This is a genomic window from Streptomyces sp. NPDC045021 (assembly GCF_056432645.1).
On record NZ_JBWKIQ010000008.1, the window covers coordinates 26,222 to 48,436 of the forward strand.

Consider the following 22,215-nt stretch of genomic DNA (forward strand, 5'->3'; position numbering starts at 1 on the left):
TCCTGTCGCGCCAACTGCGTCGCCGGGCGGCTCCAATCTCCTGCAAGATGGGGTAACGACCATTGCCGGAGCCCGCCTTGGAGAACGAACCATGGCAGAGAGTGTGCCCGTGCGCTGCCCGGCCTGCCGCCGCGAGCACGCGTTCAGCACCACCACCTACCCCTGCGCCTGCGGTACGCCGCTGACCCTCCCGCTCCTGCGCGGCGGAGTCCCGGTCGAGATTCGCCACCGGTCGTGGGACGACTCGTGGGTGAGCATGCGCTGCCCCGACTGCGGCCGCCAGGACCAGTGGCCGCAACCCGAGTTCGGCTGCGACTGCGGCTCGGTGATCCGTATGCCGGTCGACACGGCGGCGCTGGCTCCTCCCGGTCCGGCCACGGCGGCCCTGCGCCCGCTGTCCGCCGCCCCCTCCCTGCCTGCGGTCCCCGCGCCGCCGCCACCCGCGCCGCGACCGCCGTTCCGCCCGGTCACCATCCGCACCGCGCGTGACGCGCTCACCGCCGCCGCCCAGTACCTGAAGTGGCTCGGCTTCGGCGGCGTCCGGGTGGCGGGCGACCACGCCGCCAACGGGATCGACCTGCGCGGCGACGACCTCGTGGCCCAGATCGACCCCACCACCGAGCCCACCGCGCTGCGCGACATCGAGTGCCTGTGGCTCAACTGCCTCAACGAGGACGCCGTCGGTGCCTTCTTCTCGCTGGCCGGCTACGCGCACGACGCGCGGCTGCGCGCCGACCAGTTGGGCGTGCCGCTCTTCGTGATGGATCTGACCGGCACTCCGCAGCCGGTCAACGACGCGGCCGACACGCTGATGCGGACAGGACCCGTCATCCCCTGACCTCCCCAGCGATTTCGCGCGTACCGAGAGCGGGCTGCCGGTTGGCAGCCCGCTCTTTCGTATCCGGAACAGGCCCGGAACAGGTCCGGAACAGGTGCTGCCTTGACGGGCGGAAAGCCTCGTTCTAGATTACTTCCATATAGCAGAACTAGACTTCCGCATTACGGAAACTAGCACTACGGAAAACCGGGCGCCCTGGCCTCGCAGCAAGAGCCCACCCCGACAGTCCGACCCAGGAGTACTCGATGCCTCGTATGACTGCCGCCCGTGCGGCCGTGGAGATCCTCAAGCTCGAGGGCGTCACCGACGCGTTCGGTGTGCCGGGCGCCGCGATCAACCCCTTCTACGCCGCGCTCAAGGCCGGCGGGGGCATCGACCACACGCTCGCCCGCCACGTCGAGGGCGCGTCCCACATGGCCGAGGGCTACACCCGTGCCAACCCGGGCAACATCGGTGTCTGCATCGGTACGTCCGGCCCCGCCGGTACCGACATGATCACCGGGCTCTACTCGGCGATCGCCGACTCGATCCCGATCCTGTGCATCACCGGCCAGGCCCCCGTCGCGGTGCTCCACAAGGAGGACTTCCAGGCCGTCGACATCGCCTCGATCGCCAAGCCGGTCACCAAGGCCGCCACCACGGTCCTGGAGGCCGCGCAGGTCCCCGGCGTCTTCCAGCAGGCGTTCCACCTGATGCGTTCGGGACGGCCCGGCCCGGTCCTCATCGACCTGCCGATCGACGTCCAGCTGACCGAGATCGAGTTCGACCCCGAGACGTACCAGCCGCTGCCGGTCTACAAGCCGGCCGCGTCCCGCGCCCAGATCGAGAAGGCGATCTCGCTGCTGCTCGAGTCCGAGCGCCCGCTGATCGTCGCCGGCGGCGGCATCATCAACGCCGACGCCTCCGAGCTGCTGGTCGAGTTCGCCGAGCTGACCGGCACCCCGGTCATCCCGACCCTGATGGGCTGGGGCATCATCGCCGACGACCACCCGCTCAACGCCGGCATGGTCGGTCTGCAGACCTCGCACCGCTACGGCAACGCGACGATGCTCGAGTCGGACTTCGTCCTGGGCATCGGCAACCGCTGGGCCAACCGCCACACCGGCAAGCTGGACGTCTACACCAAGGGCCGCAAGTTCGTCCACGTCGACATCGAGCCCACCCAGATCGGCAAGATCTTCGCGCCGGACTACGGGATCGCCTCGGACGCCAAGGCGGCGCTGGAGCTCTTCGTCGAGGTGGCGAAGGAGCTCAAGGCCGCGGGCAGGCTGCCCGACCGCAGCGAGTGGGCCGCGTCCACCCAGCACCGCAAGGCCACCCTGCAGCGCCGTACGCACTTCGACAACGTGCCGATCAAGCCGCAGCGCGTCTACGAGGAGATGAACCGCGCCTTCGGCCCGGAGACCCGGTACGTCACCACCATCGGCCTCTCCCAGATCGCCGGCGCGCAGATGCTGCACGTCTACAAGCCGCGCCACTGGATCAACTGCGGCCAGGCCGGCCCGCTCGGCTGGACCATCCCGGCCGCGCTGGGTGTCGCCAAGGCCGACCCCGAGGGCACGGTCGTCGCGCTCTCCGGCGACTACGACTTCCAGTTCATGCTCGAAGAGCTGGCGGTCGGCGCGCAGCACAAGATCCCGTACGTCCACGTCCTGGTGAACAACGCGTACCTGGGCCTGATCCGCCAGGCGCAGCGCAACCTCGACATCAACTTCCAGGTCAACCTGGAGTTCGAGAACATCAACTCCCCGGAGCTGGGCGTCTACGGCGTCGACCACGTCAAGGTCGTCGAGGGCCTGGGCTGCAAGGCGATCCGGGTCACCGAGCCGGACCAGCTGCTGCCCGCGTTCGAGCAGGCGAAGAAGCTCGCCGCGGAGTACCGCGTCCCGGTGGTCGTCGAGGCCATCCTGGAGCGCATCACCAACATCTCGATGAGCGGCAGCGACATCGCCAGCGTCAACGAGTGGGAAGACATCGCGACCGAGCCGGGCCACGCCCCGACCTCGATCCTGCCGCTCGTCTGATCCCACCCCACGGCTCGATCGCGCCCCCGGAGGACGGTCCGGGGGCGCGGTCGTGTCCTGGTCTAGGCGCCCAGCGCGCCGAGGTAGTCGTGTACCGCCGCGGCGTCGCCGGCCGGTGCGGTGAGCGCGACGTGGCCGTCCGGGCGGACGAGCACCAGCGCGTCACCGGTGACGCCGTACTCGCGGGCCGCGTGCCCCGCGAAGTCGTCGAGGCCGCCGGGGCCCGCACCGATCGCGTACGTCCACACCGAGTCGCCGTGCCGGTCCGCGCTCTCCCGGAGCGCCGCCGCGCTGCCGGCGCCGAAACCGAGCAGCGTGAAGTGCGTTCCGCTGAAGATCTCGAAGAGCCGGACGGATGCGCCGTCCGCGTCCCGCAGCGGGGCGTCGGGCGCGCGGTCGCCGGCGCGCAGCGGAGCGTCGTCGGTACGGGCGTCGCGCTCGACGGCCAGCGAGCTCCAGCGGTAGCCCAGCCCCAGCCCGAGGATGTCGGGCCTGACCACACCCTCCGTCCCGCTGCCCGCGGTCCTGATCGACCGCGAGACCTCGCGCCACAGCTCACCGCTGGTGTCGATCGTCCAGGCGGCGATCGGCAGCCGCTCCTCCTCGTAGGTGTCGAGCAGCCCGTCACCGGCCCGGCCCGCGGCCACCAGCGCGAGTTTCCAGCCGAGGTTGTAGGCGTCCTGGATGCCGGTGTTCATCCCGAGGCCGCCCGCGATGGAGTGCACATGGGCGGCGTCCCCGGCGAGGAGGACACGGCCGACGCGGAACCGGTCGGCCAGGCGCTCGTTGACGCGGTAGGTGGAGATCCAGGCGGGGTTGGTGAGCTTGATGCCGGGGATCCGCGCGTGCCGGTCGAAGATCCGCTGGAAGCTCTCCAGCGACGCCTCCACCGGCAGCCCCCCGCCGTCCCGCTCGGGGGCCGCCTGGAGCTGGAACAGCGAGGTGCCGGGGAGCGGGCAGAGCATGATGCCGCCGTCCCCGTCGATCCACTGGTGCCAGTACTCCCGGCTCAGACCCTCGGCGTCGACGTCGCCGATGACCATCGTCTCCTCCCGCAGGGTCCGGCCCTCGAAGGTGACCGGCAGCGCCTTGCGGATGCCGCTGCGGCCGCCGTCGCAGCCCACCAGATAGGACGCCTCGATCCGCTCGCCGTCAGCCGTGGTGGCGGTCACCGTGTCGCCGTTCTGCTCGAACCCCGTCAGTTCGGTGCCGAACTCGACGCGCACGCCCCACTCGGCGAGCCGGTCCCGCAGCACCCGCTCGACGTTCCACTGCGCGACGAACATCCCGCGTACGTAAGGGGTTCCGGGCGCCGGGGTGAACGTCCCGAAGGGATCGGTGTCGGAGACCACCTCGCCGTCCCGGTACTTGCGGAAGATCAGGTCGTCGCGCCCGATCTCCCGGAAGCGGTCGAGAATCCCCATGCCCTCGAGGACCTCCAGGCTGCGCGGATTGAGCCCCTTGCCCCGGGAACCCGTCCGGGGCGCGGGCGATCGCTCCACGATCCGGACGGCGGTGCCGCGCCGGGCCAGTTCACAGGCGAGCGTCAGCCCGGTCGGTCCCGCTCCCACGATCAGCACGCTGGTCATCGGCTGCCCTCTCATCGACGTTCGTCCGACAATGCATGCAACCATGACCGAGTTTCAAATACAACCGAGTAATGTTTTTGACTTGATTGCACTTCGTCTAGGATGAGCGCCATGGAGAACAGGCCGGAAGCACCGAGCGGACTGCGCGAACTGAAGAAGGCCAGGACCCGCCAGGCCATCTCCGACGCGGCCATCGCGCTGTTCCTGGAGCGCGGATTCGACCAGGTGCCGGTCGCCGAGATCGCCGCCGCGGCCGAAGTGTCCAAGCCGACGCTCTTCCGGTACTTCCCCAGCAAGGAGGACCTGGCGCTGCACCGGTTCGCCGACCACGAGGGCGAGTTCGCCCGGGTGGTGCGGGACCGCGCCCCCGGCCGGGCGCCGCTCACGGCGCTGCACCGGCACTGCGCGGCGGGCCTCGACGCCCGCGATCCGGTCACCGGGCTCAACGACACCCCCGAGGTGCTGGCCTACCTCGCGCTGCTCTACTCGGCGCCCAGCCTGGCCTCGCGGCTGTCCGAGTACACCGTCCGCGACCAGGAGGCGCTGGCCGGAGCGCTGCGGGAGGCGTCCTCGGCCGCGCCCGGCGACCTGGTGCCGCGGCTCGCGGCGGCGCAGATCATCTCCGTGCGGCAGGTCCTCGGGCTGGCCAACTGGCAGAAGCTGTCGGACGGCCGCGGTGCCGACGAGGTGTATCCCGAGGCGGTCGCGGAGCTCGACGCGGCCTTCGGGCTACTGGGGCAGGGCCTCGCCGCGCGCTTCGGGTGACATCTCCCGGACCGCGTCCTCGCGCAGTTCGATCTTGCGTATCTTGCCGCTGACCGTCATCGGGAAGGCGTCCATGAGGCGCAGCCGGCGCGGGATCTTGTAGTGCGCGAGCTGCCCGCGGCAGAAGCCGTCGAGCTCCTCCAGGGTGAGCGGGTCCGCGGGGTCGCGGAGGATGACGCAGGCCAGGATCTCCTCGCCGTACCGCTCGTCCGGCACCCCGACGACCTGCACATCGGCGATCTTCGGGTGGGTGTACAGGAACTCCTCTATCTCGCGCGGATAGACATTCTCCCCACCCCGGATGATCATGTCCTTGATGCGGCCGACGACGGCCAGATAGCCGTCGGGGCGCATCACCGCGAGGTCGCCGGTGTGCATCCAGCGCGCGGCGTCTATCGCCTCGGCGGTCCGCTCCGGTTCCTCCCAGTAGCCCAGCATCACCGAGTAGCCGCGGGTGCACAGCTCGCCCGTCGTACCGCGCGGCACGGTCGCGCCGGTCGCCGGATCGGCGACCTTGACCTCGATGTGCGGCAGGACGCGGCCGACGGTGGCGGTCCGGCGCTCCAGATCGTCCGCGCGCCGGGTCTGGGTGGAGACGGGCGAGGTCTCCGTCATGCCGTAGGCGATGGACACCTCGGCCATGTGCATCTCGGCGACCACCCGCTTCATCACCTCGACCGGGCACGGCGACCCGGCCATGATCCCGGTGCGCAGCGACGACAGGTCGAAGGTCGCGAAGTCCGGCAGGTCCAGTTCGGCGATGAACATCGTCGGCACGCCGTAGAGCGACGTGCAGCGCTCCCGTTCGACCGCGTGCAGGGTGGCGACCGGGTCGAAGGCGGGCGCCGGGATGACGATGCAGGCGCCGTGGCTGGTGGCACCCAGGTTGCCCATCACCATGCCGAAGCAGTGGTAGAAGGGCACGGGCAGGCAGATCCGGTCGTGTTCGGTGTAGCCGATCATCTCGCCGACGAAGTAACCGTTGTTGAGGATGTTGTGGTGCGAGAGCGTCGCGCCCTTGGGGAAGCCGGTGGTGCCCGAGGTGTACTGGATGTTGATCGGGTCGTCGCAGCTGTTCGCCGCCTCGCAGGCGGCCAGGTGCCCGGCCGGCATCGCTGCCGCGCCCGCCACCAGCTCGTCCCAGCTCCGGTCGCCGATGTACACGACCTCGCGCAGCAGCGGACAGCGGCCGCGTACCTGCTCCGTCATCGCCCGGTAGTCGCTGGCCTTGTACGCGGTCGAGGCGATCAGCACCCCGATGCCGGCCTGCTGGAGGACGAACTCCAACTCGTGCACCCGGTAGGCCGGGTTGATGTTGACCATGACGGCGCCGAGCCGCGCGGTCGCGTACTGGACGAGCACCCACTCCGGGCAGTTCACCGCCCAGATGCCGACCCGGTCGCCCCGGACCACACCCTTGGCCGCCAGCCCCAGCGCCACCTCGTCGACGGCCCGGCCGAACTCGGCGTAGCTCCAGCGGCGGCCGGTCGGCACGTCCACCAGCGCCTCGCGCCGGGGGTACGCCGTGATCGCCCGGTCCAGATTGCGGCCGATGGTGTCGCCGAGCAGCGGGGTGGTGCCGGTGCCGCTCGCGTAGGACAGTTCGGCCGACTGGTGCCCGGTCATCTGTGGTCCTCCTCGCGGTACTCGGCGCTGCCGTCCCTGGCGGTGGCCTCGCGCAGCTCGATCCGGCGGATCTTGCCGGAGACGGTCTTGGGCAGGTCCGCGAACTCCAGGCGGCGGATGCGCTTGTACGGGGCGAGCGCCGCACGGGAGTGCGCGAAGATCGCCTTCGCGGTCTCCGCGCCCGGCTCCCAGCCGGCGGCGAGCACGATGTACGCCTTCGGCACCGCGAGACGCAGCGGGTCGGGTGCCGGGACGACGGCTGCCTCGGCGACCGCCTCGTGCTCCAGCAGCACGCTCTCCAGCTCGAACGGGGAGATCTTGTAGTCCGACGCCTTGAACACGTCGTCGGAGCGGCCGACGTAGGTGATGTAGCCGTCGGCGTCCCGGGAACCGATGTCGCCCGTGCGGTAGTACCCGCCCGCCATCGCCTCCGCGGTGCGCTCCGGATCACCCGCGTAGCCGGTCATCAGCCCCACCGGGCGGTGCGCGAGGTCGAGGCAGATCTCCCCCTCGTCACCCGGCTTGCCGGTGGCGGGGTCGACGAGCACGACCACGTAGCCGGGGCTCGGGCGGCCCATCGAGCCGGTCTTGAGCGGCTGGCCGGGGGTGTTGGCCACCTGCACCGCCGTCTCGGTCTGGCCGAAACCGTCCCGGATCGTGACGCCCCAGGACCGGCGGACGTGCTCGATGACCTCGGGGTTGAGCGGCTCGCCCGCCGCGACCACCTCGCGCGGCGGGGTGCGCAGCGCGCTCAGGTCCGCCTGGATCAGCATCCGCCACACCGTCGGCGGGGCGCAGAAGCTGGTGACCCCGCACCGGTCCATCTCCGCCATCAGCCGGGCCGCGTCGAAGCGCGTGTAGTTGTGGATGAAGACCGTCGCCTCGGCGTTCCACGGCGCGAAGAGATTGCTCCAGGCGTGCTTGGCCCATCCGGGTGAGGAGATGTTGAGATGCACGTCGCCGGGCTGCAGGCCGATCCAGTACATGGTGGCCAGGTGGCCGACGGGGTACGTGGTGTGGGTGTGCTCGACGAGCTTGGGGCGGGCGGTGGTGCCGGAGGTGAAGTAGAGCATCAGCGGGTCGTCGCCCCGGGTGGGGCCGTCCGGCTCGAAGGCCGCCGCGCCGGCGTACGCCTCTTCGTACGGGTGCCAGTCCAGGGCCTCGCCGCCGACCACGATGCGGGTGTACTCCCCCGGCACCTGGTCGAACTTGGCGGCGTCCTCGGCCCGCACCACGACGTGCTTGGCGCCGCCGCGCTCGATACGGTCCACCAGGTCGAACGGCCCGAGCAGCGGGGTGGCGGGGATGACGACGGCGCGCAGCTTCATCGCGGCGAGCGCGGTCTCCCACAGCTCGACCTGGTTGCCGAGCATGACGACGATCCGGTCGCCCGCCCGGACGCCGAGGCCCCTGAGGTGGTTGGCGACGCGGTTCGACCGGTCGGCCAGCTCCGCGAAGGAGAACACTCCCTCGGAGCCGTCCTCCTCGACGATCCACAGGGCGGTGCGGTCGTTGCCCTCGGCGATCCGGTCGAACCAGTCAAGCGCCCAGTTGAAGTACTCGGGCTCGGGCCAGCGGAACCCCGCACAGGCCGTCTCGTACTCCTCGCGATGCCGCAGCAGGAAGTCGCGGGCCGCCCGGAACTCCCCGGTCGGCCCATCGGTCGCTCCGGTCGTCGCACCGGTCACCGCCATGTGTCCTCCTCAGTGCCTGACCGCTGAGTAGCATCGTCCATCCAGTGCCCCGGGTCCCACCACCCCCGGACGGGGGTGTCGGGCTGAAGGAGTGACCGTGACCGATTCCGGCGAAGCCGTCGACGTACGGGCCGCCCTGCTGCGCCTGCGGCGGTCCGGCGGGCTGCCGGTCGCCTTCGGCGGGCTGCTGTCGGGCGGTCGGCCGCTGCGGATCTCGGAGCTGTCGGGCACGGAGACGTCCGCCCTGCACACCGTGGCGATCACGCCGGGCAACGGCCTGGGCGGCAAGACCATCGCGATGGCCCGGCCCTTCGCCGTCACCGACTACCGGTCGTCGCGGGTCATCAGCCACGAGTACGACGCGGCCGTCGCCGCCGAGGGCCTGCGGTCGGTCCTCGCGGTGCCGGTGGTCGTCCGCAGCCGGGTCCGCGGCGTGCTGTACGGCGCGCTGCGCCGGCCGATGGCGCTCGGCGACCGCCCGCTGACGGCCGCGGTGGACGCGGCGCGGGAGCTGGAGCAGTCCCTCGCGGTCCGCGACGAGGCCCACCGGCTGCTGGCCGTCTTCCAGCAGCCGGTCTCCGTCGACCCCCGGTCCTGGGAGGAGGTCCGCGAGGCGCACGGCGAGCTGCGGGCCCTCGCTCCGCGGATCACCGACCCCCGGCTCCGCCAGGCGCTGCTGACCGCCTGCGGGCGGATCGCCGCCGCGTCGGCGGCGGTGGCGCTCGGCGGTGACGGCCGCAATCCGCAGCCGCCCCCGACGGCGCCGGTCTCCCCGCTGGCGCCGCGCGAGATCGATGTGCTCGCCGCGGTGGCGTCGGGCGCGACCAACGCCGCCGCCGCACGGCGGCTGGGGCTGCGGCCGGAGACGGTGAAGAGCTATCTGCGGTCCGCGATGCGAAAACTGGGTGCTCACACCCGGCTGGAGGCGGTAGTGTCCGCGCGCCGGGCAGGGTTGCTGCCCTGACGGGCACGGAGGTGATGGCGATGGTCTCGACCGACCGCCTGCTGGCGTTCGCCGCGATGTCCCTGCTGCTGGTCCTGATACCGGGCCCCAGCGTGCTGTTCGTGCTCGGCCGGGCACTCGCCCACGGCCGCCGCACAGCCCTGGAGAGCGTGCTCGGCAACACAGTGGGGTCCTACGTCCTGGTCGTGGCGGTGTCGCTCGGGCTCGGCTCGCTCGTGGCGGGGTCCGCGGCGGTGTTCCTGGCGCTGAAGCTGGGCGGCGCCGCGTATCTGGTCTTCCTCGGGGTGAAGGCGCTGCGGCACCGCGGCGACCTGACCATGGAGCAGGAGGCCCCGGGATCGCCCGCGCGCGGCGGCCTGCGGACCCTGTGGGAAGGGTTCGTGGTCGGTGTGACGAACCCCAAGACGATGGTCTTCTTCGCGGCCGTGCTCCCGCAGTTCGTGGACCGGTCCGCGGGCCGCGTGCATCTGCAGCTGCTCGTCCTGGGCATGGTCTTCAGCCTGACGGCGCTGGTCTTCGACAGCCTCTGGGCGCTCACCGCCTCCGCCGCCCGCACCTGGTTCGCTCGCTCCCCGCGCCGCCTGGCGGCGATCGGCGGCACGGGCGGACTGGCGATGATCGGCCTCGGCGTCACGGTCGCGGTCACCGGCCGGACCGACTGAATCGTTCGGACCGGCTCAACGGTTCGGACCGACCGGCTGAACGGTCCGCTAGTGCGTCGCCGCTCGTCCGGGATAACGGTAGGTGTACGGGGCCGGGCCGGCGGCGTCGGCCTCCTGGGCGAACGCGCGGACCAGGCCGTGGTCCGGGGAGAGAGCGCAGGCCGGATCCGTACGGGCGGCGTCGCCCGTGAGGGCGAAGGCCTGGCAGCGGCAGCCGCCGAAGTCCTCGTCCCGCCGGGAGCAGGAACGGCAGGTGTCGCTCATCCACGCGGTGCCCCGGTAGCGGTTGAAGGCCGGGGAACGGTCCCAGATCCACTCCAGGGTGTGGTCACGGATGTTCGGCGCATCCAGACCGGGCAGGGTGGCGGCGGCCGGGCACGGCAGGACGGTGCCGTCCGGAGCGACGGTGAGCGAGACCGCGCCCCAGCCGCCCATGCACGGTTTGGCGACGCCGTCGAAGTAGTCGGGCACCACCCACACCAGGTCCGGCCGCCCACCGAGCCGGGTACGCCACCGGTCGACCGCTTCCCGCGCACGGGCCAGCTGCTCGTGGGAGGGAAGGAGCGCGGCGCGGTTGAGCAGGCCCCACCCGTAGAACTGGGCGTTGGCCAGTTCGATCCGGTCGACGCCCCAGGCCAGGCCGAGTTCGACGATGGCGTCCAGGGCGTCCAGGTTGTCGCGGTGCAGGACGACGTTCAGGCCGAGCGGCACTCCGGCGGCGCGCACCAGCGCGGCAGCCTGTTCCTTCGCGGCGAAGGAGCGCCGCCCTGCGATCCGGTCCGAGGCCGCGGGGTCCGCGTGCTGCACGGAGAGCTGGACGCTGCGCAGCCCGGCCGCGGTCAGGGCGCCGAGCCGGGCCGCGTCGAGTCCGGTGCCGCTGGTGACCAACTGGGTGTAGATCCCGGCGGATTCGGCGGCGGTGACGATCTCTTCGAGGTCGGGTCGCAGCAGCGGCTCCCCGCCCGACAGATGGGTGTGCACGACGCCGAACGCGCCGGCCTGACGCATCAGGTCCTGCCACTCCCCCGTCGCCAGCTCCTGCGAACGGGCCTTCAGCTCCAGGGGGTTGGAGCAGTACGGGCAGTGCAGCGGGCAGGCGTGGGTGAGTTCGGCGAGCAGCGCCCAGGGGCGCGGCGCCGCGGGTTCGGACGTGTCGGGTTCCGATACCTCGGGTTCGGATGTCCCGGATCCGGTGGGAGCGGTCATCGCAGCCAGCCCTCCGCCCGCAGCCGGTCGAGGAAGTCCGGCACGTCCGTGGCCACGGGTGCGCCGGGGAAGCGTTCGGAGAGTTCACCGACGATCTCCGGAACGCTGTGGCCGCCGTCGCAGAGCCGGACGATGGCGCCCGCCCGGCCGCTCAGGACCACGACCCGCTCCGGCAGCACCAGCAGGTCCGTCGAGCGGACCCGGTCGCAGCGCAGCAGGATCGCGGGGGCGAGGGCAGGACGCCAGTCGTCGCTCCTGGCGGTCGTCATGAGTGGTCCACGGCGTCGAGCAGCGCCCACAGCACATCGCATTTGAAGGCGAGCGCGGCCACCGCGCGCTCCTGGTCCTCCCGGGTGCGGGCCCACCGCATCACCAGATCGAGCGCCTCCCCGCTGTCCCGGCGGCCCTGGGTGACGCGGGTGCGGAAGTAGTGCAGCCCGTCCGTGTCGATCCAGCGGTAGTGCCGCTCGAACGCGTCGATGCGGGTGCGCATCAGGTCGGGTGCGGAGAGCTCGGTGAGTGACGCCGCGACGGCTTCGAGCGCGGGACGCAGCCGGCAGAAGTTGACGTACCCGTCGACCGCGAGGCGCACCCCGGGCAGCACGGTGGCACCGGAGAGCAGCTCCTCGCGGTCGAGGCCCGCGGCCTCACCGAGGCGGAGCCAGCGTTCGATGCCGCCTTCTGCGTCCCGCGCTCCGTCGTGGTCCTGGATGCGGCGCAGCCACATCCGCCGCAGCGCGGGGGTGTCGAACTTCGCGGTGATCAGGGCGTCCTTGACGGGGATGTGCCGCTGGTAGTGGAAGCGGTTGGCGATCCAGCGGCGCAACTCGTCCTGGCTGAGCGTTCCTTCGTGCATCCGCAGGTTGAACGGGTGGCGGTCGTGGTACCGCTCCTCCCCCACCGCGCGCAGCCGTTCCTCGAACGCGGCCGGGCTCCAGGGTCCGGCCCCGATCGTGGTGTCCGGGGGCGCTGCGGGCCCCGCTGAAGTCCTGGGTACTGATGTCGTCGGCGCTACCGTCACAGCTCGATCACCATCCCGTCGGTGGCCACCTCGATGCCCAGCCCGGCCAGCAGCTTGTGCTGCGGCGCGTCCGGGTCCGCAAGGGGGTTGGTGTTGTTGAGGTGGGTGTACAGGCGGCGCCCCGGAAGGCCCGCGAGGCGTTCCGCGGTGCCGTGCGGGCCGTCGATCGGCAGATGTCCCATTCCGGCGGCGGTGCGCTCCGAGATGCCGGTACGGCGGGGCTCGTCGTCGTCCCAGAATGTGCCGTCGACGATGACGCAGTCGGATTCGGCTGCGGCCTGTTGGAGGGTTTCGGGCCAGCCGGCCAGGGCGGGTGCGTAGACGGCGCAGGCGCCGGTGGCGCGGTCGCGCAGCCGGAGTGCGATGACCCAGGCGTCGTCGGGCGGGCTGTCGGCGGCGTAGCGCGGCCGTTTCCCCGACACCGGGATGGTGTCGATCTCCACGTCCGAGCCGGCCGCGAGCGGCTCCGGGCCGGAGCCCAACTCCCGCCACTCCAGGGCGGTGTACGGCGTCAGCACGTCACCCAGGCGCAGCTTCGTCAGCAGGGCCCGCCGTACGGGGGCGGTGGAGACCACCTGCAGATCGTCGGCCTCGCGCAGGCGGGCGAGGCCGAGGGTGTGGTCGAGTTCGGCGTCGGTGAGGACGATTCCGGCCACGGGCGACTGCCGGGCTCCTGGTCCGGGACGCAACTCCGGGCAGTCCTCGATCTGGTCGCCGATGTCCGGCGTCGCGTTGACGACGTACCAGCGGCCGGTGGCCGCACGGACCGCGAGCGATGCGTGACGGCGGCGGCGCCCCGGGTGGCGGCGTGCCCCGGAGCACCCGGGGCACGCGCAGTTCCACTGGGGGATGCCGCCGCCCGCCGCGGTACCGAGTACCCGCAGCAGCACGGCGGCGGACTCAGCGTGTGGCGAGCGAGTAGGCGGTCACTTCGAGCGCGGTCTCGACGACCGTGTACTCGGGCGTACTCCAGGCCGCCGGGCTCTCCCGCCGGTCCCCCTGGGTCGGAACCTGCTCCGTCGTGTCAGCCATGGCTGTGCACCGTCCTTCCTGTCGTGATGTCCTCAGTGCGGATAGATCCGATCAGTTGGTGCGCGCGCGACAGCAGAACTGCTATGGCCAGGAGCAGTTCCATCAATCGGAGCGTATTCATCCGATCTGCTATCTGTAAAGGTTCTTGACGATTACTCGTCCGGCTCCTACCTTTCCGGTGCCGACCCGAGGAGGATGCCGTGAGACCGCACCGCCTGCTCTGCTCCGTACTTGCCACCGCGACCATCGCCGCCACCGGAACCTTTATCGCCCTGGCCCCCGCCGAGCCCGCGCTCGCCCTGGAGAACGGCCTGGCCCGCACGCCCCCGATGGGCTTCAACAACTGGAACACCACGCAGTGCAGCGCGACCTTCAACGAGGCGATGGTCAAGGGCGTCGCCGACAGCTTCGTGTCGCTCGGCCTCAAGGACGTCGGCTACCAGTACGTCAACATCGACGACTGCTGGGCCGAGAAGACCCGCGACGCGAGCGGCAACCTGGTGCCCGAGCACACCCGCTTCCCGCACGGCATCAAGTCCGTCGCCGACTACGTGCATTCCAAGGGACTCAAGTTCGGCCTCTACACCAGCGCGGGCACCAAGACCTGCAACGGCACCGGAGGCTTCCCCGGCGGCCTCGGCCACGAGCAGCAGGACGCCGACCTGTTCGCGTCCTGGGGCGTGGACTACCTCAAGTACGACAACTGCAACAACCAGGGCGTCGACGCGCAGCAGCGCTACAAGGCGATGCGCGACGCGCTCAAGAAGTCCGGCCGGCCGATCGTCTACAGCATCTGCGAGTGGGGGCGCACCGATCCCAAGGTGTGGACCTGGGGCGCCGACGTGGGCAACCTGTGGCGCACCACTGGAGACATCAGCGACAACTGGTCGAGCATGATCAGCAGGGTCCACACCAATGACGATCTCGCCGCGTATGCGGGGCCCGGCCACTGGAACGACCCCGACATGCTCGAAGTCGGCAACGGTGGCATGACCGCCACCGAGTACCGCACGCACTTCAGCCTGTGGGCCATGATGTCGGCGCCGCTGCTGATCGGCAGCGACGTCCGCTCGGCGTCGTCCGCCACCCAGGCCATCCTGAAGAACACCGACGTGATCGCCCTGGACCAGGACCCGTTGGGCAAGCAGGCCACCATCGTCTCGGCCACCGGCGGCCTCGCCGTCTACAGCAAGCAACTCGCCAACGGTGACCGGGCCGTGGCGCTGCTCAACGAGACCGGGGCGACGGCGACGGTCGCCACCACCGCCTCGGCGATCGGCCTCGGCGGCTCGCCCTCGTACACGCTCAAGGACCTCTGGTCCAAAGCCACCCGCTCCACGACCGGCGCGATCAGCGCGTCCGTGCCGTCGCACGCCACCGTCGTCTACCGGGTCTCGCGTGCCGGAACGCAGCCGGACGGGTGGTACCAGGCCGAGGACGCCACGGTCGCGCAGGGCGCCGTCGAGTCCAACCACACCGGCTACACCGGCGCCGGATTCGTCAACTACGACAACGTGACCGGGAGTTACGTCCAGTGGTCGGTGACCGCCGCGCAGGCGGGGCAGGCCACCCTCACGTTCCGCTATGCGAACGGCACGACGACCGGCCGGCCGATGGATCTCGGCGTCAACGGCACGGCAGTCTCCACCGGGCACCCGTTCGGCGGGACCGGCGACTGGAACACCTGGCAGAGCGCGTCGCTGACGGTCACGTTGAAAGCCGGCGCGAACACCGTCCGCGCCACCGCGACCACCGCGAACGGCGGCCCGAACGTGGACCGGTTGGAACTCACCCAGCCGTAACGATCACGGGACGCTCCGCCGACCGGACCATGGCGCCCGCCACAGCCTTCCCGTGCGGCGGGCGCCATGGTCCCGGCGCCCGCGGTGCGCTACTCTCGCCCGCATGTTCCTCTCCTCTCGCGACTAGGCCGCAGCCCGCCCTCCGCGCCGGCCTGCCCGCCTCTCCCTGAGGAACAAACCCATGTCTTCGCCACGCCCGGCGGCGTCCTACGCCGCCGTTCTACGGGTTCCCCATGCCCGTCGCACCTTTTCCGCCGCCCTGCTGGGCCGGCTCTCCTACGGGATCGTCTCCCTCGCCCTGCTGCTCTCGCTCGCCGCGGCGACCGGCTCGTACGCGGCCGCCGGGATGATCACCACGGCCTTCGCCGTGACCAGCGTCGTCCTCGGCCCCGCCCGCGCCGGGCTCATCGACCGCTGGGGCGCCCGCCGCGCCCTACCTGCCCTCGCTGCCCCGTACGCGGTCGCGCTGACCGCGCTCTGCCTGGCCACCTGGCGTCCCGGCGCCCCGATCTGGCTGCTCACCGTGCTGTCGGCGACCGCGGGCACTCTCACGCCGCCGCTCGGCCCGACCATGCGGGCGCTGTGGAGCACTCTCGTCCCCGACAAGGCCCTGCTGCAGCGGGCGTTCAGCCTCGACACGGTGGCGGAGGAGGGTCTGTTCATGACCGGCCCGCTGATCGCCGTCGCGGTCCGCCCCGCGCTCGGGCTCGCGCTGTCCGCCGCTCTGGTCCTCACCGGCACGCTCGCCCTGTCGGCGTCCCCGGCCGCGAAACTGCTGACCGCGCGCGAGCGCTCCGCCCCCGCCGCGCGGCTGCGGTCGGCGGGAGTCCGCCGGGCGGCCTACGCCGCCGCCGGGCTCGGCTGCTGCCTCGGCGCCCTGGAGTTGTACGTCGTCGCCTTCGCCGACCACCACGACCGCGCCTCCGCCGCCGGCTGGATCCTCACCGCGCACGCGACAGGCAGCGCGCTCGGCGGGCTCCTCTACGGCAGGATCGCCTGGCGGCGCCCGGCGGCCGGCCGACTGCCGTATCTGCTCGCCGCCCTCGCCCTGCTCTTCGCCGTCACCGGCGCCGCCCCGACCGTCGCCCTCTTCGCCCTCGGCATCGCCGCCGCCGGCACCGTCGTCTCCCCCACCATGGCAACCGCGTACCTCGCGGCCGACGAACTCGCCCCGCCGGGTACCGCCACCCGCGCCACCGCCTGGGTCAACACCGGTGTCAACGCCGGCTCCTCGCTGGGCTCCGGAACCGCCGGGCTCCTCGTCGACCGCCTGCCGCTGAGCGTCTGCTTCCTGCTGGCGGCCGCGCCCCCGCTGCTCTTCGCACTCAGCGCGCGCCTGCGGCCCGGGCGGGACGCCGTCCCGGGCCACGTCGCGGCGCCGCGCGCCGAGCCGTCGGAGGCCCGGACGTAGGAGGTCCCGGGCCGATACCTCGCGTGTCCGCCCATACCTCGCCCGCCGTCTGCTTCAATCCTCAACTTCCCTATGCCACAGGCATGTTGGCGCTTACTGTGTTCCCGCGGTACCAGACGTCAAGGAGCTGCGGTGGGCAAGCGCCAATTAGGACAATATCCCCAGTCCCGGTACACACATCTGCTCTCGTCGGAACGTCACAGCAACTACACGGAACACCGGCCGGCGACCTTCGAGATCCCCGTCGAGCGGCCCTCGAAGGGCTGCCAGTCGTGCACTCTCGCCTGCGAGACGTGCCGCACATCGCTGACGTACACGGTCTTCAGCATCCCCGCGACCAGGGCCCGGCGCTGGGCATGGCTGCTGACCACCCTGGCGGGCATCGCCTCGATGCTCGTCTCGGTGCTCGCGATCCCTCACCTCGGCGGCGAGCACCCCGGCGAGCCCGGTGAGGGCGTGACGGGGCTCCTCGCCCTCGGTTCGGTCGGCGGCTTCATCGTGGCCGCCGTCGGCCTCAGCTTCTGGTGGTACGAGGACGGCGTCCGCGGACCCGGCCGGCTGATGGGCATCGGCGGTCACAGCATCAAACGCTGACGGCGCGCCGGCGGCCTGGTGGCCGTGGCGCGCCGCAGCGGCGTGCGTTCTTCCGGGTGGGCGAAGGAGGATTCGAACCTCCACAGCCGAAGCGGGGGCTTTACAGGCCCTTGGGATCACCGATTCCCGGTTCGCCCGGAGCGGAGGAGGTGGGGGTCGAACCCACACGGATGCTTGCGCATCCCAACGGTTTTCGAGACCGCGGCCGGCGCCACCTTTCGGCTGGCTCCTCCATGAACTGCAGGACGTACGCGGAGAGTGCGCGGATCGAACGCGCGCGGGCTCGCACCCGACTACGGCTTAGCAAGCCGCTGCCTTACCACTCGGCCAACTCTCCAAGCTGCCGGACGAGGACTTCGAACCTCGACTTCCTGATGCAGAGTCAGGCGTGCTGCCAATTGCACCATCCGGCAAGGACACAGAGGACGGGCGGCGCCAAAAAAGCCGCCCTGGCGGGGATTCCCGCGGGCGGCTCGGCGACAGCTGTCGCCGGTGGCTATGTGGCCTGCCCGAGGCTCCCCTGCTGGGAACTGGAACTGGAGGAGGGCTGATACGCCTGTGACAGACCGGCCTGGACGTTCATCGTGCGCTCCCCTCTCGCCTCGTTGGTGGTGGCACCACTGTGCCCGGCGCCGCAGGGCCGGGGCAACGGGTTATTCGTCGGACCGTCCCTGGCCGAGCACTGCCGCGATCGCCGGGGCGTAGGCGGTCTCGATCTCATCCGGGGTGAGGGCGGCGACGGCCGGCAGCCGCAGGAGGTAGCGGGTGAGGGCGAGGCCGAGGAGTTGGGCGGAGACGAGGCCCGCCCGGCGGGCATTGTCGGGGCCCGTGGGGGCCAGCGCCGGGGCGAGGGCGGGGGCCACCTGCCGGGCGAAGATGTCGCGCATGCGGGCGGCGGCCTGGTCGTTGGTGACGGCCGAGCGCAGCAGGACGAGGAGCGCGTCGTCGGTGGGGTTGCCCTCCCAGCGGTCCAGGAAGTGGCGGACCAGGGCGCGCGGCAGGTCGGCGGAGGGCACGGCGGTCAGGTCCGGCAGCCGCAGGTCGATGGTGAGGGCGGCTTCGAAGAGGCCCTCCTTGCTGCCGAAGTAGCGCATCACCATCGAGGGGTCGATGCCCGCGTCGGCGGCGACCGCGCGGATGGTGGTGCGCTCGTAGCCATGACCGGCGAAGTGTTCGCGGGCGGCGGTGAGGATGGCGGTCTTCGTCCGGTCGGAGCGGCGCGGCTTCTCGGTGTCGGTCACGTCAACAAGCGTAGGCCAACAAGCGTTGACAAGCCAGTCGCCTCCGGCGCATCATGTCCACAGACGTTGGCCAACAAGCGTTGGCATCACTGCGAAGGGGGCACCACATGAACGCCACCGCACTCCCCGCCACCACCCGGGTCGCGATCGTGGGCGCCGGTCCGACCGGCCTCGCGCTGGCCGTCACGCTGGCCGGGGCCGGAGTCGACTTCGTTCTGCTGGACCGGCTCGCCGAGGGCGCGAACACCTCCCGCGCCGGAGTGGTGCACGCCCGCACCCTCGAAGTGCTGGACGAGCTGGGAGCCTCCGCCGCCCTGATCGAACGGGGCCTGGTCATCGACCGGTTCCGGGTCCGCGACGGTGTCCGGCAGCTGGCCGCGCTGGACTTCGGCGGGCTGCCCACCCCGCACCCGTACACGCTGATGGTGCCGCAGTACGAGACCGAGGCGGTGCTGCTGGAGCGGCTGCGCGAACTCGGCGGCGACGTGCACCGGCCGTACGAGGTCGCCAAGGCCGAGCAGGACGCGGACGGGGTGACCCTGACGATGGCCACCGGCGAGACGCTGCGCGCCGAGTACGCGGTCGGCGCGGACGGGATGCACAGCGTCGTGCGCGAGGCGGCCGGCATCGGCTTCAAGGGCGGCGCGTACGAGCAGTCGTTCGTGCTCGCCGATGTGACGATGGACTGGGCGCCGGGCCGCGACGAAGTGTCGCTGCAGTTCCACGCGGCCGGGCTGGTCGTCATCGCCCCGCTGCCGAAGGACCGTTACCGCGTGGTCGCCACCGTCGCCGACGCCCCCCGCGAGCCGGACGCCGCGTACGTCCAGCGCATCCTGGACGAGCGCGCGCCCGGCCAGGCGAAGGTCACCGGGCTGGTGTGGAGTTCACGCTTCCGGGTGCACCACCGGGTCGCCGACTCCTACCGCAACGGCCGGCTGCTGCTCGCCGGGGACGCCGCGCACGTGCACAGCCCGGCCGGCGGCCAGGGCATGAACACCGGCATCCAGGACGCCTTCGCGCTCGGCCGGGCCATCGCGCAGGACCGGCTGGACGGCTACGAGGCGCAGCGCCGCCCGGTCGCCGAGCGGGTCGTGGCCTTCACCGACCGGATGACCCGGATCGCCACCACCCGCAGCCGCGTGCTCCGTTCGGTGCGCAACCTGGCGCTGCCGGTGCTCAGCCGCATCCCGGCCTTCCGTACCCGGTTGACCACCGAACTGGCCGAACTCAACTACCGCTGACCGGCGGCGGGATGCGGACTGCCCGCTGCGGACTGCCGGCTGCCGCATCCACCGACTCCCCCTCGACCGCCCCGCTCACACCGCGGGCTGTACGTCACCCACCATCGAGGAGGCGACGTCGCCCCGGCCCGCCAGATCGCCCGGCGGGATGCCGGGGTGGTGCCGGGCCGCCGCGTCCGGCCCCGCGACCCCGGCCTCTCCGAGGGCGAGCCGGGAGACGATCCGGTAGCGGTCCCCGCGGTAGAGCGAGTGGACGTACTCGACCGGGCGGCCGGTGTCGTCCTTGGTCAGACGCTCGAAGAGCAGGGCCGGGGAGAGCAGCGGCACGCCGAGCAGCCGGGCCTCGACCTCGTTGGTGACGGTCGGCTCGATGGACTGGACCGCCTCGTGGATACGCACCCGGTGCTTGTCGCGCAGGAACTGGTAGAAGTCCCCGGACTCCATGTCCGCCGGCACCAGGCCCGGCACCAGCGCGGCGGGCACGTGCAGGTACTCGATGGCCATCGGCTCGCCGTCGACGAGCCGGAGCCGGGCGATGTACGTGATCTCGGCCGCCGGTGAGATGTGCAGCTTGCGGCCCACCCGGGCACCCGCCTGGACGGTGGTCAGCTCCAGGACCCGGCTGGACCAGGTGCCGTCGGCCTTCGGCAGCGAGAACGAGTGCTCGTCCGCCACCAGCTCCTGGGTGATCTTGGCGGGAGCGACGAACATCCCGCGCCCGTGCTCGCGGACGATCAGCCCGGTGTTGACCAGTTCGTCGACCGCGGAGCGCAGCGTGGGACGGGAGACCGACAGCTGCTCGCACAGCGTCCGCTCCGAGGGGATCGGGTCGCCCGGCGCATGGGATTCGACGAGCTCCAACAGGTAGTCGCGCACCCGTTCGCGCTTGAGCGCCGACCGTGGCGACTCGCTTCCCATGCTGACTCCTTCGTACCGTCCGGGGTCCGCCCCGTCGCGTTCGGCTGTGTCCTGTCTGCGTCCTGTCCAGTTCCTCCTCCGAAGGCTATCCAGATCCTGACCAGTACGCCAGGCCGGTCCGCCGCGAGTCGGCGCACCGGATGTTGCCGGACGCCGCCGGAGCGGAGGATCCGGGGGTCAGGCCTTTGCCTGCAAGACCTCTTGACGCCGCTACTGGTCTATGCCACCTTCTCCAACCAGCACCAGACCAGTTGTGAAGTGGTAAGTTCCGCCGCTCCTATTCGAGGTGACAGACCCCGTGAGAACCAGACTCCTTGCAGGCACCGCGGCACTCGCGATCGCCGTAGCCGGCCTGAGCGCCTGTAGCTCCTCCTCCGACTCGTCGGCCACCGCAGGCGACGGCAAGAGCCCCGCCGAGCTCACCGTGTGGATCATGAAGGGCAGCGTTTCCGATCCCTTCCTCCAGCGGTTCAAGACCGACTTCGAGGCGACCCACTCCGGTACCACCCTGAAGATCCAGATCCAGGAGTGGGACGGCATCGGCGCGAAGATCACCAGTGCTCTGGCGAGCAAGGACGCGCCGGACGTGATCGAGGTCGGCAACACCCAGGTCGCGCAGTACGCCGCCAGCGGCGGGGTCAAGGATCTGACCGCGAAGATCGCCGACCTCAAGGGCGCGGACTGGATACCGGGCCTGGCCGAGCCCGGCAAGATCGACGGCAAGCAGTTCGGCATCCCCTGGTACGCCGCCAACCGTGTGGTGGTCTACAACAAGGACCTCTTCACCCAGGCCGGCATCACCACCCCGCCCAAGACCCGTGACGAGTGGATCGCCGACACCACCAAGCTCAACACCGGTGGCAACGACGGGATCTATCTGACGGGGCAGACCTGGTACGCGCTGGCCGGCTTCGTCTGGGACGAGGGCGGTGAGTTCGCCGTCAAGGACGGCGACAAGTGGAAGGGCACCCTCGACACGCCCCAGGCGCAGGCCGGGATGGCGTTCTACAGGAAGCTCCAGGCCCTGGGCAAGGGTCCGAAGGACTCCGACGAGGCCAAGCCGCTCCAGGCGGAGGTCTTCGCCAAGGGCAAGAGCGCGCAGATCATCTCCGTCCCCGGTGGCGCGGCCGCGATCATCAAGGCCAACCCGGCGATGAAGGACAAGATCGGCTTCTTCCCGATCCCCGGCAAGACGGCCGACAAGCCCGGCGCGGTCTTCACCGGCGGCTCCGACCTCGTCATCCCGGAGGCCTCGCAGCATCAGGACGCGGCCTACGAGGTCGTCAAGGCGCTGGCCGGCGAGAAGTGGCAGACGGACATGGCCAAGGAGATGAGCTACGTCCCCAACAGGACGTCGCTGGCCGGTGTGCTGGCGGGCAACGAGGGCGGCGCGGTGATGGCGGTCGGCGCGGCCAACGGCCACGGCACCCCGAACTCCCCCAACTGGGCGGCCGTCGAGGCGAACAACCCCATCAAGCAGTACATGACGCAGTACCTCACCGGAGCGGACCCGGCCGCGGCCGCCCGTACCGCGTCCGAAGCCATCACCAAGGCCCTCAACACCGCTTCCTGAAACGACCGCTCCCT

20 protein-coding genes and 4 tRNA genes are annotated in these 22,215 nt (G+C 71.3%); 10 read left to right on the forward strand and 14 right to left on the reverse strand.

Going from position 1 to position 22,215, the window contains the following annotated elements; all coding sequences use genetic code 11:
* Positions 1–91: 91 nt before the first annotated feature.
* Positions 92–838, forward strand: coding sequence for a hypothetical protein (locus AC07DC_RS23695; protein ID WP_478916456.1), 747 nt, complete (start codon positions 92–94; stop codon positions 836–838).
* A gap of 245 nt (positions 839–1,083) precedes the next feature.
* Positions 1,084–2,862 carry a glyoxylate carboligase gene (gcl, locus tag AC07DC_RS23700; RefSeq protein ID WP_478916457.1) on the forward strand — a complete coding sequence of 593 codons (1,779 nt, stop codon included), beginning with the start codon at positions 1,084–1,086 and terminating at the stop codon, positions 2,860–2,862.
* A gap of 62 nt (positions 2,863–2,924) precedes the next feature.
* Here gcl and AC07DC_RS23705 read toward each other — a convergent pair whose 3' ends face one another.
* On the reverse strand, positions 2,925–4,451 hold the full coding sequence (locus AC07DC_RS23705) for an FAD-dependent monooxygenase (RefSeq protein WP_478916458.1): 1,527 nt from the start codon (positions 4,449–4,451) through the stop codon (positions 2,925–2,927).
* 102 nt (positions 4,452–4,553) lie between these two features.
* Between AC07DC_RS23705 and AC07DC_RS23710 the strand changes: the two genes are divergently transcribed.
* A complete protein-coding gene (locus tag AC07DC_RS23710) occupies positions 4,554–5,216 on the forward strand; it encodes a TetR/AcrR family transcriptional regulator (protein ID WP_478916459.1) in 663 nt (220 codons plus the stop codon).
* Here the strand turns inward: AC07DC_RS23710 and AC07DC_RS23715 are convergent.
* Together AC07DC_RS23715 and AC07DC_RS23720 are read right to left on the reverse strand one after the other, a co-directional pair.
* Positions 5,181–6,842, reverse strand: a complete 1,662-nt coding sequence (locus AC07DC_RS23715; RefSeq protein WP_478916460.1) for an AMP-binding protein — start codon at positions 6,840–6,842, stop codon at positions 5,181–5,183. The genes AC07DC_RS23710 and AC07DC_RS23715 overlap by 36 nt on opposite strands.
* Positions 6,839–8,536 (reverse strand): AMP-binding protein, encoded by a 1,698-nt coding sequence (locus AC07DC_RS23720; RefSeq protein WP_478916461.1) that lies wholly within the window; start codon positions 8,534–8,536, stop codon positions 6,839–6,841. Before AC07DC_RS23720 ends, AC07DC_RS23715 begins: the two co-directional genes overlap by 4 nt.
* Before the next feature lie 97 nt (positions 8,537–8,633).
* Here AC07DC_RS23720 and AC07DC_RS23725 point away from each other — a divergent pair, with 97 nt between their 5' ends.
* Together AC07DC_RS23725 and AC07DC_RS23730 are read left to right on the forward strand one after the other, a co-directional pair.
* Entirely contained in the window at positions 8,634–9,500 is an 867-nt protein-coding gene (locus AC07DC_RS23725; RefSeq protein WP_478916462.1) for a helix-turn-helix transcriptional regulator, read from the forward strand.
* Positions 9,501–9,520: 20 nt separating this feature from the next.
* Positions 9,521–10,162, forward strand: a complete 642-nt coding sequence (locus AC07DC_RS23730; RefSeq protein WP_478916463.1) for a LysE family translocator — start codon at positions 9,521–9,523, stop codon at positions 10,160–10,162.
* Between the two features lie 48 nt (positions 10,163–10,210).
* Here AC07DC_RS23730 and pqqE read toward each other — a convergent pair whose 3' ends face one another.
* The 5 genes from pqqE to pqqA form a co-directional block, all read right to left on the reverse strand.
* A complete protein-coding gene (pqqE, locus tag AC07DC_RS23735) occupies positions 10,211–11,368 on the reverse strand; it encodes a pyrroloquinoline quinone biosynthesis protein PqqE (RefSeq protein ID WP_478916464.1) in 1,158 nt (385 codons plus the stop codon).
* Positions 11,365–11,637 (reverse strand): pyrroloquinoline quinone biosynthesis peptide chaperone PqqD, encoded by a 273-nt coding sequence (gene pqqD, locus AC07DC_RS23740; protein WP_478916465.1) that lies wholly within the window; start codon positions 11,635–11,637, stop codon positions 11,365–11,367. The genes pqqE and pqqD overlap by 4 nt, the downstream gene beginning before the upstream one ends.
* Complete coding sequence (pqqC, locus tag AC07DC_RS23745; protein WP_478916771.1) at positions 11,634–12,320, reverse strand: pyrroloquinoline-quinone synthase PqqC; 687 nt, start codon at positions 12,318–12,320, stop codon at positions 11,634–11,636. The genes pqqD and pqqC overlap by 4 nt, the downstream gene beginning before the upstream one ends.
* A 65-nt stretch (positions 12,321–12,385) precedes the next feature.
* Positions 12,386–13,279 carry a pyrroloquinoline quinone biosynthesis protein PqqB gene (pqqB, locus tag AC07DC_RS23750; protein ID WP_478916466.1) on the reverse strand — a complete coding sequence of 298 codons (894 nt, stop codon included), beginning with the start codon at positions 13,277–13,279 and terminating at the stop codon, positions 12,386–12,388.
* A gap of 10 nt (positions 13,280–13,289) precedes the next feature.
* On the reverse strand, positions 13,290–13,421 hold the full coding sequence (pqqA, locus tag AC07DC_RS23755) for a pyrroloquinoline quinone precursor peptide PqqA (protein WP_478916467.1): 132 nt from the start codon (positions 13,419–13,421) through the stop codon (positions 13,290–13,292).
* Positions 13,422–13,621: 200 nt separating this feature from the next.
* Between pqqA and AC07DC_RS23760 the strand changes: the two genes are divergently transcribed.
* The 3 genes from AC07DC_RS23760 (at position 13,622) to AC07DC_RS23770 (ending at position 17,228) form a co-directional block, all read left to right on the forward strand.
* On the forward strand, positions 13,622–15,223 hold the full coding sequence (locus AC07DC_RS23760) for a carbohydrate-binding protein (RefSeq protein WP_478916468.1): 1,602 nt from the start codon (positions 13,622–13,624) through the stop codon (positions 15,221–15,223).
* Between the two features lie 181 nt (positions 15,224–15,404).
* Positions 15,405–16,634 carry an MFS transporter gene (locus tag AC07DC_RS23765; protein ID WP_478916469.1) on the forward strand — a complete coding sequence of 410 codons (1,230 nt, stop codon included), beginning with the start codon at positions 15,405–15,407 and terminating at the stop codon, positions 16,632–16,634.
* 132 nt (positions 16,635–16,766) lie between these two features.
* Complete coding sequence (locus AC07DC_RS23770; RefSeq protein ID WP_478916470.1) at positions 16,767–17,228, forward strand: hypothetical protein; 462 nt, start codon at positions 16,767–16,769, stop codon at positions 17,226–17,228.
* A gap of 57 nt (positions 17,229–17,285) precedes the next feature.
* Here the strand turns inward: AC07DC_RS23770 and AC07DC_RS23775 are convergent.
* From AC07DC_RS23775 to AC07DC_RS23795, 5 genes are all read right to left on the reverse strand, one after another.
* Positions 17,286–17,365: transfer RNA gene (locus tag AC07DC_RS23775), tRNA-Tyr, on the reverse strand.
* A gap of 4 nt (positions 17,366–17,369) precedes the next feature.
* A tRNA-Ser gene (locus AC07DC_RS23780) sits at positions 17,370–17,461 on the reverse strand.
* A gap of 19 nt (positions 17,462–17,480) precedes the next feature.
* Positions 17,481–17,565 (reverse strand) — tRNA-Ser (locus AC07DC_RS23785).
* 3 nt (positions 17,566–17,568) lie between these two features.
* Positions 17,569–17,641, reverse strand: a tRNA-Gln gene (locus tag AC07DC_RS23790).
* 240 nt (positions 17,642–17,881) lie between these two features.
* Complete coding sequence (locus AC07DC_RS23795) at positions 17,882–18,469, reverse strand: TetR/AcrR family transcriptional regulator (RefSeq protein WP_478916471.1); 588 nt, start codon at positions 18,467–18,469, stop codon at positions 17,882–17,884.
* Positions 18,470–18,576: 107 nt separating this feature from the next.
* Here AC07DC_RS23795 and AC07DC_RS23800 point away from each other — a divergent pair, with 107 nt between their 5' ends.
* Complete coding sequence (locus AC07DC_RS23800) at positions 18,577–19,710, forward strand: FAD-dependent oxidoreductase (protein WP_478916472.1); 1,134 nt, start codon at positions 18,577–18,579, stop codon at positions 19,708–19,710.
* A gap of 75 nt (positions 19,711–19,785) precedes the next feature.
* Here the strand turns inward: AC07DC_RS23800 and AC07DC_RS23805 are convergent, their stop codons facing one another.
* On the reverse strand, positions 19,786–20,628 hold the full coding sequence (locus AC07DC_RS23805; RefSeq protein WP_478916473.1) for a GntR family transcriptional regulator: 843 nt from the start codon (positions 20,626–20,628) through the stop codon (positions 19,786–19,788).
* Between the two features lie 298 nt (positions 20,629–20,926).
* Here AC07DC_RS23805 and AC07DC_RS23810 point away from each other — a divergent pair, with 298 nt between their 5' ends.
* Positions 20,927–22,201, forward strand: a complete 1,275-nt coding sequence (locus AC07DC_RS23810) for an extracellular solute-binding protein (protein ID WP_478916474.1) — start codon at positions 20,927–20,929, stop codon at positions 22,199–22,201.
* Positions 22,202–22,215: the final 14 nt, after the last annotated feature.

Bases quoted from the DNA above. Each gene is read 5' to 3' on its own strand.
- AC07DC_RS23695 (WP_478916456.1), top strand. From the start codon at position 92: ATGGCAGAGAGTGTGCCCGTGCGCTGCCCGGCCTGCCGCCGCGAGCAC.
- gcl (WP_478916457.1), top strand. From the start codon at position 1,084: ATGCCTCGTATGACTGCCGCCCGTGCGGCCGTGGAGATCCTCAAGCTC.
- AC07DC_RS23705 (WP_478916458.1), bottom strand. From the start codon at position 4,451: ATGACCAGCGTGCTGATCGTGGGAGCGGGACCGACCGGGCTGACGCTC.
- AC07DC_RS23710 (WP_478916459.1), top strand. From the start codon at position 4,554: ATGAGCGCCATGGAGAACAGGCCGGAAGCACCGAGCGGACTGCGCGAA.
- AC07DC_RS23715 (WP_478916460.1), bottom strand. From the start codon at position 6,842: ATGACCGGGCACCAGTCGGCCGAACTGTCCTACGCGAGCGGCACCGGC.
- AC07DC_RS23720 (WP_478916461.1), bottom strand. From the start codon at position 8,536: ATGGCGGTGACCGGTGCGACGACCGGAGCGACCGATGGGCCGACCGGG.
- AC07DC_RS23730 (WP_478916463.1), top strand. From the start codon at position 9,521: ATGGTCTCGACCGACCGCCTGCTGGCGTTCGCCGCGATGTCCCTGCTG.
- pqqE (WP_478916464.1), bottom strand. From the start codon at position 11,368: ATGACCGCTCCCACCGGATCCGGGACATCCGAACCCGAGGTATCGGAA.
- pqqD (WP_478916465.1), bottom strand. From the start codon at position 11,637: ATGACGACCGCCAGGAGCGACGACTGGCGTCCTGCCCTCGCCCCCGCG.
- pqqA (WP_478916467.1), bottom strand. From the start codon at position 13,421: ATGGCTGACACGACGGAGCAGGTTCCGACCCAGGGGGACCGGCGGGAG.
- AC07DC_RS23765 (WP_478916469.1), top strand. From the start codon at position 15,405: ATGTCTTCGCCACGCCCGGCGGCGTCCTACGCCGCCGTTCTACGGGTT.
- AC07DC_RS23800 (WP_478916472.1), top strand. From the start codon at position 18,577: ATGAACGCCACCGCACTCCCCGCCACCACCCGGGTCGCGATCGTGGGC.
- AC07DC_RS23805 (WP_478916473.1), bottom strand. From the start codon at position 20,628: ATGGGAAGCGAGTCGCCACGGTCGGCGCTCAAGCGCGAACGGGTGCGC.